A 14,859-nucleotide genomic window follows, 5' to 3' on the forward strand; every position below is an offset into this window, starting at 1 on the left:
ATTCATACAAGGGAAGAGGTCATGCTTCGAATTCGCAAACTGGTTCTGGCCATGGCGGCTGCCTCGGCGCTGTCGTCGGGTATGGCCAATGCCCTGGGCCTGGGGGAGCTGACTCTCAAGTCGGCACAGAATCAGCCGCTGGACGCCGAGATCGAATTGCTCGATGTGCGCGACCTCACTGCCGCCGAGGTGGCGCCGAGCCTGGCGCCGCCGGAAGAGTTCAGCAAGGCGGGGGTGGCCTTTCCGACTTACCTCGAAGACCTGACGTTCACACCGGTGATCAACCCCAACGGCAGGAGCGTGCTGCGCGTCACTTCCAGCCAGCCGCTGCCGGGCTCGGTGGTCAAGTTCCTGGTCCAGGTGATGTGGCCGCAGGGGCGACTGCTGCGCGACTACAGCGTCCTGCTCGACCAGGCCAAGGCGCAGGGCAAGCAACCGGCGGCGGCCAATGTGGCGCCGGCGGTGACGGGTGCGAGCAACTACACCACCCAGCGCCGCGACACCTTGTGGCAGATTGCCGCGCGCAACAGCCAGGGCGGTTCGATACAGCAGACCATGATCGCGATCCAGGCGCTGAACCCGGACGCCTTCATTGGCAACAACATCAACCAGTTGAAGGTTGGCCAGGTACTGCGCTTGCCCGATCAGCAACAGGTGCAGAACATCCCTCAGGGTGAAGCGGTTCGCGACGTGGCCGAGCAGTATGCGGCCTGGCGTGAAGGCCGGCGCCTGGGGCCGCGTGCCCGCCAGCTCGACGCCACCCGCCGTGGTGCTGCCGACGCGGCGCCGGAGCGCATTGCCCAAGGTGACAACCTGCGCCTGGTCAGCCCCGGCAACCAGGCTGGCGCAGGGCAGGCCAAGGCGCTCAATGACAAGCTGGCCGTGGCCCAGGAAAGCCTCGACACCAGCCGCCGTGACAACGATGAGCTCAAGAGCCGCATGGCAGACCTGCAGAGCCAGCTGGACAAGCTGCAGCGTCTGATCGAGTTGAAGAACAACCAACTGGCCCGTCTTGAGGCCCAGGGCGCGGCCGGTACGGCGCCGGTCGCCGCCGCGCTGCCAGGCGAGCCAGCACCCACGAAACCGGCGGCAAATGCCCAGCCAGTGGTCAAGCCTGCGCCGGCCGCTGTCGACACCGCGCCGAAAAACGTGCCTGCCGCCAATGCTGCGCCGGCTGCCCAGCCGCGCGGCGCCTTCGACGATGTGCTCGGCAACCCCTTGCTGCTGTGGCTGATTGCAGGGTCTGCGTTCCTCGTGCTGCTGCTTCTGCTGGTGCTCTTGATGCGCAAGCGCAAGGCTCAGGAAGAGGCAGAGAAACACCTGCGCATGGCGCGGGCCTTGGCTGAGGAAGAGCAGGGTGCGGGGCTGGACATGGCCTCCGACAGCTTTGAAGGCCTGGATGTTACGGCACCGAGCGTCACGCTGTCGCCAGCCGTGGTCGCGGCCTCTGCCGCAGCTGCTGCCGCCGCGGAAAAACCTGCGGTCCCGGTCACCGAGCCTGTGCTTGAGCCCGACGCCACTGCCGCGCTGCTGGCCGAGGTCGAGCAGAGCGTTGAAAGCGGCCGTCTGAATCATGCCGCCGAGCTGCTCGAAACCGCCCTCGCCGCAGAGCCCGGCCGTGATGAGCTGCGCTTGAAGCTGATGGAAGTGTATGCCCGCCAGGGTGATCACAGTGCGTTCGTCGAGCAGGAGCGTGTGCTGCCGGCCACCGAACAGAACGTGGCTCAGGTTCAGGAAATCAAAGGCCGCTTCCCAGCCATGCTGGGTGTGGCCGCCGCCGGTCTGGGCGCGGCAGCGCTGGCTGCTGAAATGGATGAGCAGTACGTGCAGGGCCTGCTGCAGGACCCGCCTGAGGCACCGGTGGTTGAAGACGTTGTTTCCGAGGGCATGGCAGAGCAAGCGCTTGAGCCTGAGCCGGAAGACGAGCCAGCGGTACTGGAGCAGCCCGATTCGGTCGCTGAGGCAGCGCTGGATGACATCGTCGAGCCTGAAACCGAGGCCTTTAGCGAGATGCCTTCGCTTGAGGAATCGGACCTGGACAGCGCCTTCGATCTGAGCCTTGACGAAGACCTGCCCGAGGAAGATCCACTGGCAGCGCCGCTGTTGGACGAGCCGGTACTGGACGAGACTGTACTGGATGAATCGGTGCCGGATGAGCCCGTACTGGACGAGGTGCAGGTAGAGCAACAGCCGGCCGTCGTGGACGCCGAGCTGCAAGCCGAAGCCGATGCTGATTTCGAAGCGATGCTGGCGCAGGCCGAGCCGCAGCCGGTTGCGGACCTGGACGACTTCGACCTTGATGTCAGCGAGCCGGTTGCCCCGGCTGTCGCCGATGAAACCCCGGTGGATGTCGCCGCCGAACTGGCCGCCTTCGACAGCGTGCCGGAGTTCGAGCCGATCACCGAGCTCGACCTGCCGTCCGATTTCGACCTGTCGCTGTCGCTGGACGACGATTCGCCGGCCGCCAAAAGCTTTGCTTCGGAGCTGGACGACGTCAACGCAGAGCTGGACAAGCTGTCGCAGAACCTCGAGTCGCCTTCGCTGGAACCGCACTTCACCACTGAGGATGCAGTGGCGCAGCCGGAGCCCGAGCCGCTGGATGACCTGGACTTCGACTTCTTCTCTGGCAGTGACGAAGTAGCCACCAAGCTCGACTTGGCGCGTGCCTACATCGACATGGGCGACCACCAGGGGGCGCGTGACATCCTTGATGAAGTGGTCAAGGATGGCGACGGGACCCAGCGTCAGGAAGCCGAGGAGCTGTTGTCCCGGTTGGTCTGATTCTACTGCTGAAGCGTTGTCGCCGGCGTGTCGGCGACGGCGCCATGACAGGCGTTACCCCCAACGGCAGCCCAACAGGGCTGCCGTTGTCGTTATAATCCCGCCATTGCGTATTCACCACAGGTTTCATGCTCTTGGACATCATCGACACCGCCGCCGAATCCGCGGCCGAAGGCTACTCCCGTATCGCCCTGGGCGTGGAATACAAGGGCTCGCGCTATCGCGGCTGGCAGCGCCAGGCCAGTGGTGTGCCCAGCGTCCAGCAAGCCCTCGAGCAGGCCTTGTCGAAAGTGGCGAACGAGCCTATCTCGGTGATCTGTGCCGGGCGCACCGACGCCGGGGTACACGGCTGCGGGCAGATCGTGCATTTCGATACGCGCGCCATCCGCGACGAACGCGCCTGGACCCTGGGTACCAATTTCAACCTGCCCCACGACATCAGTGTGGTGTGGTCGCGCCCGATGCCGTCAGACTTCCACGCCCGGTTCAAGGCCACGGCGCGGCGTTACCGCTACGTCATCTACAACGACCCGATCCGCCCGGCACACCTGGCCGAGGAGGTGACCTGGAACCACCGCCCGCTGGATGTCGAACGCATGGCCGAAGCCGCCGCGTTCCTGCTGGGCACCCACGACTTCAGCGCCTTCCGCGCCAGCCAGTGCCAGGCCAAGTCGCCGATCAAGCACATCCATCACCTGCGCGTCACCCGCCATGGCCAGATGATCGTGCTGGACGTGCGTGCCACGGCGTTCCTGCACCATATGGTGCGTAACATCGCCGGTGTCTTGATGACCATTGGCGCGGGCGAGCGGCCAGCCACCTGGGCACGTGAGGTGCTGGAGGGGCGCAATCGCCGTGAAGGCGGGGTGACGGCGCATCCGTACGGCCTGTACCTGGTGCAAGTGGAGTACCCCGAAGCCTTCCAATTGCCCAAGCGTTACATCGGCCCACACTTTCTGACCGGCTATGAGGCATTGGCTGACTGACGGACGAAAAGTCATTTGCTAACATCCGGCCTTTCACCGCAATAGCAGGGTTCGCAGTCCATGAGCAACGTTCGCAGCAAGATCTGTGGTATTACCCGCATCGAAGACGCGCTGGCTGCCGCCGAGGCGGGGGCTGATGCCATCGGCTTCGTGTTCTACGCCAAGAGCCCGCGCGCCGTGGACGTGCGCCAGGCGCGTGCGATCATTGCCGAGCTGCCGCCATTCGTGACCACGGTCGGGCTGTTCGTCAACGCCTCGCGCTGCGAGCTGAACGAGATCCTCGAAGTGGTTCCGCTGGACCTGCTACAGTTCCACGGCGACGAAACCCCGCAAGACTGTGAGGGTTACAACCGCCCCTGGATCAAGGCCCTGCGGGTGCGCCCAGGCGATGACCTGGAGGCGGCCTGTCGGCTTTACGCTGGCGCCCGGGGTGTGCTGCTGGACACCTACGTGCCCGGCATACCTGGGGGGACTGGCGAGGCCTTCGACTGGTCGCTGGTGCCGGCCCGCCTGAGCAAGCCGGTCATCCTTGCCGGTGGGCTGTCTGCACAGAATGTCGGCCAGGCCATTGCCCAGGTGCGGCCTTATGCGGTGGATGTCAGCGGCGGGGTGGAACAGGCCAAGGGCATCAAGGATGCGGCGAAGATCGAAGCCTTCATGCGCGCGGTGAAACAGGCGTGACAGTGGATGTGACGGTTGGCGGCGCACCATCGTCCATAGCTATCGCAGCCCCTGCGGGGCGGCCGTCGGTGCGACGGTCGAACAACACATTAACGGTGGAGCGGCGCGCAGGAAGCCCCGGCGGCCGGTCCATCATCGTTTCATAAAAGATATTGAGCTCAAGGGCAGGGCAGGCCGGTCACGCTGGCCCCCGCCCGCCGATACTGGAGAAAGAAAGCATGAGCAACTGGTTAGTCGACAAACTGATCCCTTCGATCATGCGTTCCGAGGTGAAAAAGAGCTCGGTGCCTGAAGGCCTGTGGCACAAGTGCCCGGCTTGCGAGGCCGTGCTGTATCGTCCGGAGCTGGAAAAGACCCTGGATGTCTGCCCCAAGTGCAACCACCACATGCGCATCGGCGCACGTGCGCGTATCGACATCTTCCTCGACGCCGAAGGCCGTGCCGAACTGGGCGCCGAGCTGGAGCCGGTCGACCGCCTGAAGTTCCGCGATGGCAAGAAGTACAAGGACCGCCTCACCGGTGCGCAGAAGCAGACCGGCGAGAAAGACGCCCTGATCTCCATGAGCGGCACCCTGATGGGCATGCCAATCGTGGTCAGTGCGTTCGAATTCTCCTTCATGGGCGGCTCCATGGGTGCCATCGTCGGTGAGCGTTTCGTGCGCGCCGCCAATTACGCCCTGGAAAACCGCTGCCCGATGGTCTGTTTCTCGGCCTCCGGCGGTGCGCGCATGCAAGAAGCGCTGATCTCGCTGATGCAGATGGCCAAGACCTCGGCCGTGCTGGCGCGCCTGCGTGAAGAAGGCATCCCGTTCATTTCGGTGTTGACCGACCCGGTCTACGGCGGCGTTTCCGCCAGCCTGGCGATGCTCGGCGACGTTATTGTCGGCGAGCCAAAGGCACTGATCGGTTTTGCCGGCCCCCGCGTGATCGAGCAGACCGTGCGCGAGAAGCTGCCAGAAGGCTTCCAGCGCAGCGAGTTCCTGTTGGAGCATGGCGCCATCGACCTGATCATCTCCCGTGGCGAGCTGCGCCCGCGTCTGGCCCGCCTGCTGGCGCAGATGACCGGCCAGCAAACCCCGGAGCAGGCACGTGAGGCGGCTGCGGTCGCGTGATGAAACAAAGATCCCTGGGCGAATGGCTCGCCTACCTCGAACAGTTGCATCCATCGGCCATCGACATGGGCCTGGAACGTTCGCAGAACGTGCTTGCCCGCCTTGCGCTGGGCAAGCTGGCGCCGCGCGTGGTAACCGTCACCGGTACCAATGGCAAAGGCTCCACCTGTGCCTTCGTCGCTGCGATGCTGCGTGCCCAGGGGCTCAAGGTTGGCGTGTACAGCTCGCCGCACCTGTTGCGTTACAACGAGCGGGTGCTCATCGATGGCCAGGAGGCCAGTGATGAGCGCCTGTGCGATGCCTTCGCCGCCGTCGAGGCGGCGCGGGGCGAAATTTCCCTGACCTATTTCGAGATGGGCACCCTGGCGGCGTTCTGGTTGTTCTACCAGTCGAAGCTGGATGCCGTGGTGCTCGAAGTGGGCCTCGGTGGCCGTCTGGACACCGTGAACGTGGTCGATGCCGACCTGGCGCTGGTAACCAGTATCGGCGTCGACCATGTCGACTACCTGGGTGATACCCGTGAGTGCGTCGCCTTCGAGAAGGCCGGTATCTTCCGCGCCGGCAAGCCGGCGCTGTGTGGCGACCTCGACCCGCCGCAGCCCTTGCTGGACAAGGCACAGGAGCTGGCAGCGCCGTTGTACCTGCGTGGCCGTGATTTCGACCTGGCAAGCAGCGACGCTGCCTGGCACTGGCGCGGGACCACGGCCGAAGGTGGCCGGGTAGAGCTGCGCGATCTGCCATTGCTCGACCTGCCCATGGAAAACGCCACCTTGGCCCTGCAGGCCTATTTGTTGATGGGCCTGCCATGGGATGCCGGGCAAATCCGCCAGGCATTGCTCGACACCCGCATCACCGGGCGCCTCGATCGCCGCCAACTGAACTGGCAGGGCAAGCCGGTGGAGTTGCTGCTGGATGTGGGGCATAACCCGCATGCCGCCGCCTACCTGGCGCGGCGCCTGGCCGCTCGACCGCCCAAGGGGCGCCGCCTGGCGGTGTTCGGCCTGCTCGCTGACAAGGACCTGCAGGGCGTTGTCGAACCCTTGCAGGGGCTGGTCGACGACTGGTCGGTGGCACCACTGGATACACCTCGCAGCCGTCCGGCCGCAGAACTGGCGAATGCCTTGACGAACCTCGGCGCCTCGGTGAAGTCTTATGCCAGCGTCGACGCCGCCCTCGAAGGGCAATGCGCGCAGGCGACGGCGGATGACCAGATCCTGCTGTTCGGTTCGTTTTTCTGTGTCGCCCAGGCCCTGGAGTGGTTGGCGCGGCAGGCCCCGGAGGGTTGAGTAGATGGCAGTGCTGGATAAAGGGATGAAACAGCGCATGGTCGGTGCGTTGGTGCTGGTAGCGCTGGCGGTGATCTTCCTGCCGATGCTGTTCACCCGCGAGGACGAGATGCGCCAGGTACGGGTTGAAGCCCCGCAGGCACCGGCCATGCCGAGCCTGCCCGAGGTGAAGGTGGATCCGGTCGCCGTGCCGGAGCCTCAGGTCATTCCTGAGGAGCCACAGCAGCCCCCGGTAGTGATCGACGAGGCTACTGCGCCAGCGAGCACGCCAAGCCAGCCGATCACGCCGTCGCCACAGACCCAGGCCCAGGCCGCCAAGCCGTCAGTACCCGCACAGAAGGTGGAAACCAAGCCCGCCGCTGCGCCGGCGCCTGCCCTCGCAGCAGCCAAGCCCGTAGCGCCGTCCAAAATCGACGTCAACGGGTTACCGGTCAGTTGGTCCATCCAGCTGGCCAGCCTGTCCAACCGCGCGGGGGCAGAAAGCCTTCAGCAGACCTTGCGCAGCCAGGGCTACAACGCCTACATCCGCTCTGCAGGCGGTATGAACCGGGTGTATGTCGGGCCGCTGATCGAACGCGCCGAGGCCGAGCGTGTGCGTGATGCAATCAACCGCAAGCACAGCCTCAAAGGCTTCGTGGTGCGTTTTCAGCCGGAACGCGGTTGATGGTGCCAGCGCGGTCCGCTCCCACAGGTATCGCGCAGTTGCTGATCGGCCCGACATTCCGCTTACTCCCAGCCCGCTGCTCTGATAAAATGCGCCGCCTCAAACGTCTGTAGGCGGCACCGTGGCATTTACCTGGGTTGATTGGGCGATCATTGCGATCATCGCCGTCTCCACACTGATCAGTCTCAAGCGCGGCTTCGTCAAGGAAGCCTTGTCCTTGCTCATCTGGATCATTGCCGGTGCGGTTGCCTGGATGTTCGGTGGCTCGCTCTCGGTGTATCTTGAAAGCTATATCCAGACACCGTCGATGCGTACCATCGCCGGTTGCGCCATTCTATTTGTCGCCACCCTGCTGGTGGGGGCCATGATCAACTTCCTCATCGGCGAGCTGATCCGCGTGACCGGGCTGTCCGGCACCGATCGTTTCCTCGGCATGGCCTTCGGCGCCGCGCGGGGGGCTTTGCTGGTGGTGGTGGCCATCGGGCTGCTCAGCCTGGGGCCGGTTCAACAAGACACCTGGTGGCAGGAATCACGCCTGATACCACAATTTCTCTTGGTCGCTGACTGGTCGAAAAACCTGATTCTCGGTTTCACCAGCCAGTGGATGTCCAGTGGGGTGATCAGCACACCGGCTGATCTCCCGTTCAAGGAACAGTTGCTCGGGCCCGCAAAGCCCTGAGCGCTATTCACTCAAGTTTCGTCAAAGTAGGGGTTGCGTCGCATGTGTGGCATCGTCGGTATCGTCGGTAAGTCGAACGTCAATCAGGCGCTGTATGACGCGCTTACGGTCCTCCAGCACCGCGGCCAGGACGCTGCCGGTATCGTGACCAGCCATGACGGCCGGTTATTCCTGCGCAAGGATAATGGCTTGGTGCGCGACGTCTTCCAGCAGCGCCACATGCAGCGCCTGGTGGGCCACATGGGCATCGGCCACGTGCGCTACCCGACCGCGGGCAGCTCGACCTCGGCCGAGGCCCAGCCGTTCTACGTCAACTCGCCGTACGGCATTACCCTGGCGCACAACGGCAACCTGACCAACGTCGAGCAGTTGGCCAAGGAGATCTACGAGTCCGACCTGCGCCACGTCAACACCAACTCCGATTCGGAAGTGCTGCTGAACGTGTTCGCCCACGAGCTGGCCGTGCGCGGCAAGCTGCAGCCAACCGAAGAAGACGTGTTCGCTGCGGTTTCTCACGTGCACAGCCGTTGCGTCGGTGGCTACGCGGTGGTGGCGATGGTCACTGGCTACGGTATCGTCGGTTTCCGTGACCCGAACGGTATTCGCCCGGTGGTGTTCGGTCAGCGCCACACCGACGAAGGCGTGGAATACATGATCGCTTCCGAAAGCGTCGCCCTGGACGTGCTCGGCTTTACCCTGATTCGCGACCTGGCGCCGGGCGAAGCGGTGTACATCACCGAAGAAGGCCAGCTGTACACCAAACAGTGCGCGAAGAGCCCGAAACTGCAGCCGTGCATCTTCGAACACGTCTACCTGGCCCGCCCGGACTCGATCATGGACGGCGTCTCGGTGTACAAGGCGCGCCTGCGCATGGGTGAGAAGCTGGCCGAGAAGATCCAGCGCGAACGCCCAGAGCACGACATCGACGTGGTCATCCCGATCCCGGACACCAGCCGCACTGCGGCCCTGGAGCTGGCCAACCACCTGGGCGTCAAATTCCGCGAAGGCTTCGTCAAGAACCGCTACATCGGCCGTACCTTCATCATGCCCGGCCAAGCCGCACGCAAGAAGTCGGTGCGCCAGAAGCTCAATGCCATCGAGCTGGAATTCCGCGGCAAGAACGTGATGCTGGTGGACGACTCGATCGTGCGCGGCACCACCTGCAAGCAGATCATCCAGATGGCCCGCGAAGCGGGCGCCAAAAACGTCTACTTCTGCTCCGCAGCCCCTGCGGTACGCTATCCCAACGTCTACGGCATCGACATGCCGAGCGCTCACGAACTGATCGCCCACAACCGCACCACCGACCAGGTGGCCGAGTTGATCGGCGCCGACTGGCTGATCTATCAGGACCTGCCTGACCTGATCGAATCGGTCGGTGGCGGCAAGATCAAGATCGAGCACTTCGATTGCGCGGTGTTCAACGGTGAGTACGTCACCGGCGACATCGACGCGGCCTACCTCGAGCGTATCGAGCAGGCCCGTAACGATCTGGCCAAGGTGAAGACCCAGGCGGTCAGCGCGATCATCGACCTCTACAACAACTGATTAGGGAGCGACGGCATGACGGATCAATGGGATGCCGGGCGCCTGGACAGTGACCTCGAGGGTGTCGGTTTCGACACCCTGGCGGTGCGCGCCGGGCAACACCGTACACCGGAGGGCGAGCACAGCGAAGCGATGTTCCTGACCTCCAGCTATGTGTTTCGTACGGCCGCCGATGCGGCGGCACGCTTTGCTGGCGAAACGCCGGGTAACGTCTATTCGCGTTACACCAACCCGTCCGTGCGCGCCTTCGAGGAGCGCCTGGCGGCCATGGAAGGCGCCGAACAGGCCGTGGGCACCTCCACCGGCATGGCGGCAATCCTGGCGGTGGTGATGTCGCTGTGCAGCGCGGGCGACCATGTACTGGTATCGCAGAGCGTGTTCGGCTCGACCATCAGCCTGTTCGAGAAGTACTTCAAACGCTTTGGTGTGCAGGTGGACTACGTGCCGCTGGTCGACCTTGGCGGTTGGGAAAAGGCCATCAAGGCCAATACCAAGCTGCTGATCGTCGAGTCGCCGTCCAACCCGTTGGCCGAGCTGGTCGATATCGCCGCCCTCAGTGAAATCGCCCACGCCGGTGGTGCCATGCTGGTGGTGGACAACTGCTTCAGCACCCCGGCCCTGCAGCAGCCGCTCAAGCTTGGCGCTGACATCGTGTTCCACTCGGCGACCAAGTTCATCGACGGCCAGGGCCGTTGCATGGGCGGCGTGGTGGCGGGGCGTAGCGAGCAGATGAAAGAAGTGGTGGGCTTCCTGCGTACCGCAGGCCCGACCCTCAGCCCGTTCAACGCCTGGATCTTCACCAAAGGCCTGGAAACCCTTCGTTTGCGCATGCGTGCGCACTGCGAGAGCGCCCAGGTACTGGCCGAATGGCTGGAGCAGCAGGACGGCATCGAGAAGGTGCATTACGCCGGCCTGCCAAGCCACCCACAGCACGCGCTGGCCAAGCGCCAGATGAGCGGCTTTGGCGCCGTGGTGAGCTTTGAGGTGAAGGGGGGCAAAGAGGGCGCGTGGCGCTTTATCGACGCCACGCGGATGATCTCTATCACCACCAACCTGGGCGACAGCAAGACCACCATCGCCCACCCGGCCACCACCTCCCACGGCCGTCTGTCGCCGCAGGAGCGTGAAGCGGCGGGTATCCGCGACAGCCTGATCCGCGTTGCCGTGGGCCTGGAAGATGTCGCTGACCTGCAGGCTGACCTTGCACGCGGGTTGGCGGCACTGTGATTGAAATCAGAGGCGGTGCACCGGGCCATAACGGTCGGGTAGCCCTGGTGACCGGTGCCGCTCGCGGTATCGGCTTGGGGATTGCCGCCTGGTTGATCTGTGAAGGCTGGCAGGTGGTGCTAAGCGACCTGGACCGCCCGCGTGGGGCCAAGGTAGCCAAGGCGTTGGGTGACAATGCCTGGTTCATCACCATGGACGTTGCCGACGAGGCGCAGGTCAGTGCCGGGGTGTCCGAGGTACTGGGGCAGTTCGGGCGGCTGGACGCGCTGGTGTGCAATGCAGCGATCGCCAACCCGCATAACCAGACGCTGGAAAGCCTGAGCCTGGCGCAATGGAACCGGGTGCTGGCGGTCAACCTCAATGGCCCGATGCTGCTGGCCAAGCATTGTGCGCCGTACCTGCGTGCGCACAATGGGGCGATCGTCAACCTGACCTCGACCCGTGCGCGGCAATCCGAGCCTGACACCGAGGCCTACGCGGCGAGCAAGGGCGGCCTGGTGGCTTTGACCCATGCCTTGGCCATGAGCCTGGGCCCGGAGATCCGCGTGAATGCGGTGAGCCCGGGCTGGATCGATGCGCGTGACCCTTCCCAGCGCCGTGCCGAGCCGTTGACCGAAGCCGACCATGCCCAGCACCCGACGGGCAGGGTAGGGACGGTGGAAGACGTTGCGGCGATGGTGGCCTGGCTGCTGTCGCGCCAAGCGGCGTTCGTCACCGGCCAGGAGTTTGTGGTCGATGGCGGCATGACCCGCAAGATGATCTACACCTGAGCTGTAACACTATGAGTTGTAAAGGAAAGGGGCCGAGAAGGCCCCTTTTTTGTTTGCCCTTGAACAAGCCAACAGGAACAACCCAAATGGCACAGGGTGTGGAAACCGCTTTTTTGCCTTTTTTGAAAAAAAATTCAATGGGGGTATTGACTTAGCATCGGTACCTGCGTAAATTTCGCGGCCTCAGCGAAGCAAACGCAACAAGCAACATCGCGGGGGTGATTAGCTCAGCCGGGAGAGCATCTGCCTTACAAGCAGAGGGTCGGCGGTTCGATCCCGTCATCACCCACCACTTCCTGAGCGTTCCTGACGCAAGATGCTTCGAAAGAAGCCGATCGCCAGAGAGGAACAAGGCCTGATAAGCCATTATGCGCAGCGGTAGTTCAGTCGGTTAGAATACCGGCCTGTCACGCCGGGGGTCGCGGGTTCGAGTCCCGTCCGCTGCGCCACTTTTTAGTAACAGATGGGTGCCTTGCACCGGTCTGAGACCGAAAGGCAAATATGCCTGAGGTCGATCCCAGTTTCAATCGGGCGCAAGCCTGAATGATACGCAGCGGTAGTTCAGTCGGTTAGAATACCGGCCTGTCACGCCGGGGGTCGCGGGTTCGAGTCCCGTCCGCTGCGCCATCTTCGTTTCGAGGCCCCTTGAACGCCTCGAAGCAACAAAAAGAGCGATCAACGTGTCGCTTTTTTTGTGCCTGATAAAACTGTGCCTCTGGCCAGTAAGCAGGCAAAGCAGGTTTCACCGGGCGCAAGCCCAAGCGATACGCAGCGGTAGTTCAGTCGGTTAGAATACCGGCCTGTCACGCCGGGGGTCGCGGGTTCGAGTCCCGTCCGCTGCGCCATCTTCGCCTCGAGGCCCTGAACACCTCGAAGCAACGTGAAAAGCGACCTTAGGGTCGCTTTTTTCGTTTTCACGGCCAGCTCGGCCACCTTTACACGAAGCTGACAGACTCTTCACGGATGAACGGTTTCAGTGTCTGTGCGCGCTGATGCACAATAGGCACCTTCTCGACTTACCCGGAATTCGCAATGACCAGATCATCCGTCTTTGGTGCGCTCGGGCTGGCCCTGGTGCTGGCGGGCGTGACCGGTTGTTCCTCGAAAAAAACGGCCATCTACGAGCACGAGAACTTCGACGACTCGGGGACGTTCTCGCGCAGCTTTCCGGTGACCGATGCCGGCTCCTGCGAGGCCGCTCGCCGTGCCTTGCTCAGCCAGGGCTATATCATCACCAGCAGCGGTGCCAACCAGGTTACCGGCAACAAGAGCTTCCAGCAGAACAGCGAAAACCACCTGCAGATCAGTTTCAACGTCACCTGCGCGCCAGACGTGAGCGACGAACAGCGTTCGACCATGTTCGCCAACGCCCTGCAGGATCGCTACAGCCTGAAGAAGTCCAATACCTCCGCCAGCCTGGGTGTGGGCGTGCTGGGTTCGGTGTCGATGCCGATCGGTTCGAGTGACGACTCGATGGTCAAGGTGGCCAGCGAGACGGTGACTGCGGCGCAGTTCTACGACCGGTATTTCGCACTGGTGGAGAGCTATCTGCCCAAGCCCAAGAAGGTCAGCAAGGCCAAGGTCGAGCCTGAGGCGCCTGCGCCGAAGGTAGAAAAGCCCGCAGTTGACCTGGGGCTGCCAGAGCAGGCGGCTGCCGCCCCAGCAGCGGTTCCCGCAGCCGCCCCAGCGCCTGCCGCCGAGGTGCCAGCGGCGCCTGTGGTCAATGACAGCCAGGGCTCGCAACCTGTAGCACCGCCGGCAGAGCCGGCACCGATCCAGGCGCAACCTGCTGAAGCCCCGCCGGCCACCCTCTGAGCCTCTTTGCGCCTGCGGCTACGCGCGGGCACAGCACACATTCCCTGTTACAGACGGGCGCCGATAGCGCGTTCGATACCTGCTACGTTTACTTCTCATGAGCTTGTCATCATTCCTTCACCCAACCTGCTTAGGTTGAAGGCGACACCTACGAAGACAGATGAGAAAAGAGGACGCAGGGCAATGGACGAATATCAGGAAGAGCTGCTCGAGTTCCAGGCATACGAACTGGATACCCCGGAACCTGCCGAGGACGCCACCGAGCTTTAGCCGGCCTGCCGCTGACTGCGGCGAAACTCCCCCGGCGTGAGGCCGGTCCAGCGCTTGAATGCGCGCTGGAAAGCCTCTGCCGAAGCAAACCCCAGCAGATAAGCGATTTCGCCGAAAGCCAGCGCCGTGTCACGGATGTAGGTTTCGGCCAGGTCGCGCCGTGTCTCGTTCAGCACGTCGCGAAAGCGCGTGCCTTCCTCAGCCAGCTTGCGCCGCAATGTCCAGGTGGGCAGTTGCAGGCTCTGGGCCACTTCGTCCAGGTCCGGTTCGCGGCCGCCATTGAGTAACGGGCCGAGCAGGTGCGTGATGCGTTCACCCAGGCTGCGTACCCGTGTGCGCTGGAGCAACTCGGCTTCGCAGAGTTGCAGCAGGTGCTGCCAGGTGCTCGGGCAATGCTGCGGGTTGGCTATCTGTAGCGTGGCGCGGCTCAGGCGCAGTTGATTGCCAGCGGCTGCGAACTGCACCGGGGTACAGCACAGCGGCTGATACTGAGTGGCATAGTCGGGCGCTGCAAATTCAATATCCAGCCGTTCGGCCTGCAGCACGGTGCCTGTCAGGTCGCCCAGTTGTGCCAGCCAGCCGGCGAGCAACGATTCGACCACGAAACGGTTGTACGTGTTGTACGGGCTGATGGAGTAGAAGCGCAGCCAGGCGCCCTGGGCATCTTCCTGAAAGCTTGAGTGGCCCCGGTAGTTGGCAGCGTACAGCGGCTCGAAGCGCAGCAAGGTGCGCGCCGCTTCGCCCAGGGTTGGCGCCTGGGCCGCCGTGATGCCCGCCAGGCCGGCATGGGCCAGGCGGCTGAGGCGCCCCATGTGCAGGCCCAGGGCCGGCTCTGAGCAGAGCGTGATGGCGGCATGCCCAAGGTGCATGTAGCGGGGGATCGACAAGCGTGCGCCCGCTTCGGCCAGGCGCGCAGCATCGAGGCCATAGCGCCGCAGCAGGGGCGCTGGGTCATGGCCCAGCGCGCGCACAGCCTCGGCCAATGGCTGGACGAAGCCTACCGACAGGTCACCCAGGCGCACGCGGGGGCGGGCCACGGG

12 protein-coding genes and 4 tRNA genes are annotated in these 14,859 nt (G+C 63.8%); 15 read left to right on the forward strand and 1 reads right to left on the reverse strand.

Translation table 11 applies throughout. The annotated features are described in order from the left end of the window. Nucleotides 1–21: 21 nt before the first annotated feature. The 15 genes from CKW22_RS19640 (at nt 22) to CKW22_RS19710 (ending at nt 13,549) form a co-directional block, all read left to right on the forward strand. Entirely contained in the window at nt 22–2,781 is a 2,760-nt protein-coding gene (locus CKW22_RS19640; protein WP_095064835.1) for a FimV/HubP family polar landmark protein, read from the forward strand. Between the two features lie 128 nt (nt 2,782–2,909). Beyond that, nucleotides 2,910–3,767, forward strand: a complete 858-nt coding sequence (gene truA, locus CKW22_RS19645; RefSeq protein ID WP_033700536.1) for a tRNA pseudouridine(38-40) synthase TruA — start codon at nt 2,910–2,912, stop codon at nt 3,765–3,767. 60 nt (nt 3,768–3,827) lie between these two features. After that, nucleotides 3,828–4,448, forward strand: coding sequence for a phosphoribosylanthranilate isomerase (locus CKW22_RS19650; RefSeq protein WP_095064837.1), 621 nt, complete (start codon nt 3,828–3,830; stop codon nt 4,446–4,448). 218 nt (nt 4,449–4,666) lie between these two features. Beyond that, nucleotides 4,667–5,560, forward strand: a complete 894-nt coding sequence (gene accD / locus CKW22_RS19655; RefSeq protein ID WP_033700534.1) for an acetyl-CoA carboxylase, carboxyltransferase subunit beta — start codon at nt 4,667–4,669, stop codon at nt 5,558–5,560. Then, complete coding sequence (folC, locus tag CKW22_RS19660) at nt 5,560–6,846, forward strand: bifunctional tetrahydrofolate synthase/dihydrofolate synthase (RefSeq protein WP_095064839.1); 1,287 nt, start codon at nt 5,560–5,562, stop codon at nt 6,844–6,846. Before accD ends, folC begins: the two co-directional genes overlap by 1 nt. Nucleotides 6,847–6,850: 4 nt before the next feature. After that, nucleotides 6,851–7,510, forward strand: coding sequence for an SPOR domain-containing protein (locus CKW22_RS19665; protein WP_095064841.1), 660 nt, complete (start codon nt 6,851–6,853; stop codon nt 7,508–7,510). Between the two features lie 121 nt (nt 7,511–7,631). Then, complete coding sequence (locus tag CKW22_RS19670; protein ID WP_033700530.1) at nt 7,632–8,189, forward strand: CvpA family protein; 558 nt, start codon at nt 7,632–7,634, stop codon at nt 8,187–8,189. A 42-nt stretch (nt 8,190–8,231) separates the two neighbouring features. Then, nucleotides 8,232–9,737, forward strand: coding sequence for an amidophosphoribosyltransferase (gene purF, locus CKW22_RS19675; protein ID WP_033700529.1), 1,506 nt, complete (start codon nt 8,232–8,234; stop codon nt 9,735–9,737). A gap of 15 nt (nt 9,738–9,752) precedes the next feature. Further along, nucleotides 9,753–10,964, forward strand: coding sequence for an O-succinylhomoserine sulfhydrylase (locus CKW22_RS19680; protein ID WP_033700528.1), 1,212 nt, complete (start codon nt 9,753–9,755; stop codon nt 10,962–10,964). Further along, nucleotides 10,961–11,734 (forward strand): SDR family oxidoreductase, encoded by a 774-nt coding sequence (locus CKW22_RS19685; protein WP_033700527.1) that lies wholly within the window; start codon nt 10,961–10,963, stop codon nt 11,732–11,734. Before CKW22_RS19680 ends, CKW22_RS19685 begins: the two co-directional genes overlap by 4 nt. Before the next feature lie 216 nt (nt 11,735–11,950). After that, nucleotides 11,951–12,026, forward strand: a tRNA-Val gene (locus CKW22_RS19690). A gap of 80 nt (nt 12,027–12,106) precedes the next feature. Next, nucleotides 12,107–12,183, forward strand: a tRNA-Asp gene (locus tag CKW22_RS19695). 101 nt (nt 12,184–12,284) lie between these two features. Continuing rightward, a tRNA-Asp gene (locus CKW22_RS19700) sits at nt 12,285–12,361 on the forward strand. Nucleotides 12,362–12,502: 141 nt separating this feature from the next. After that, a tRNA-Asp gene (locus CKW22_RS19705) sits at nt 12,503–12,579 on the forward strand. A 187-nt stretch (nt 12,580–12,766) separates the two neighbouring features. Continuing rightward, nucleotides 12,767–13,549 (forward strand): DUF2242 domain-containing protein, encoded by a 783-nt coding sequence (locus CKW22_RS19710; protein ID WP_095064843.1) that lies wholly within the window; start codon nt 12,767–12,769, stop codon nt 13,547–13,549. Nucleotides 13,550–13,815: 266 nt separating this feature from the next. On the opposite strand, the gene CKW22_RS19715 is transcribed toward CKW22_RS19710, so the two are convergent. Then, nucleotides 13,816–14,856 carry an AraC family transcriptional regulator gene (locus CKW22_RS19715; protein ID WP_095064845.1) on the reverse strand — a complete coding sequence of 347 codons (1,041 nt, stop codon included), beginning with the start codon at nt 14,854–14,856 and terminating at the stop codon, nt 13,816–13,818. Nucleotides 14,857–14,859 lie beyond the last annotated feature (3 nt).

The organism is Pseudomonas sp. Irchel s3f19 (assembly GCF_900187555.1).
GTDB classification, from domain to species: domain Bacteria; phylum Pseudomonadota; class Gammaproteobacteria; order Pseudomonadales; family Pseudomonadaceae; genus Aquipseudomonas; species Aquipseudomonas capeferrum.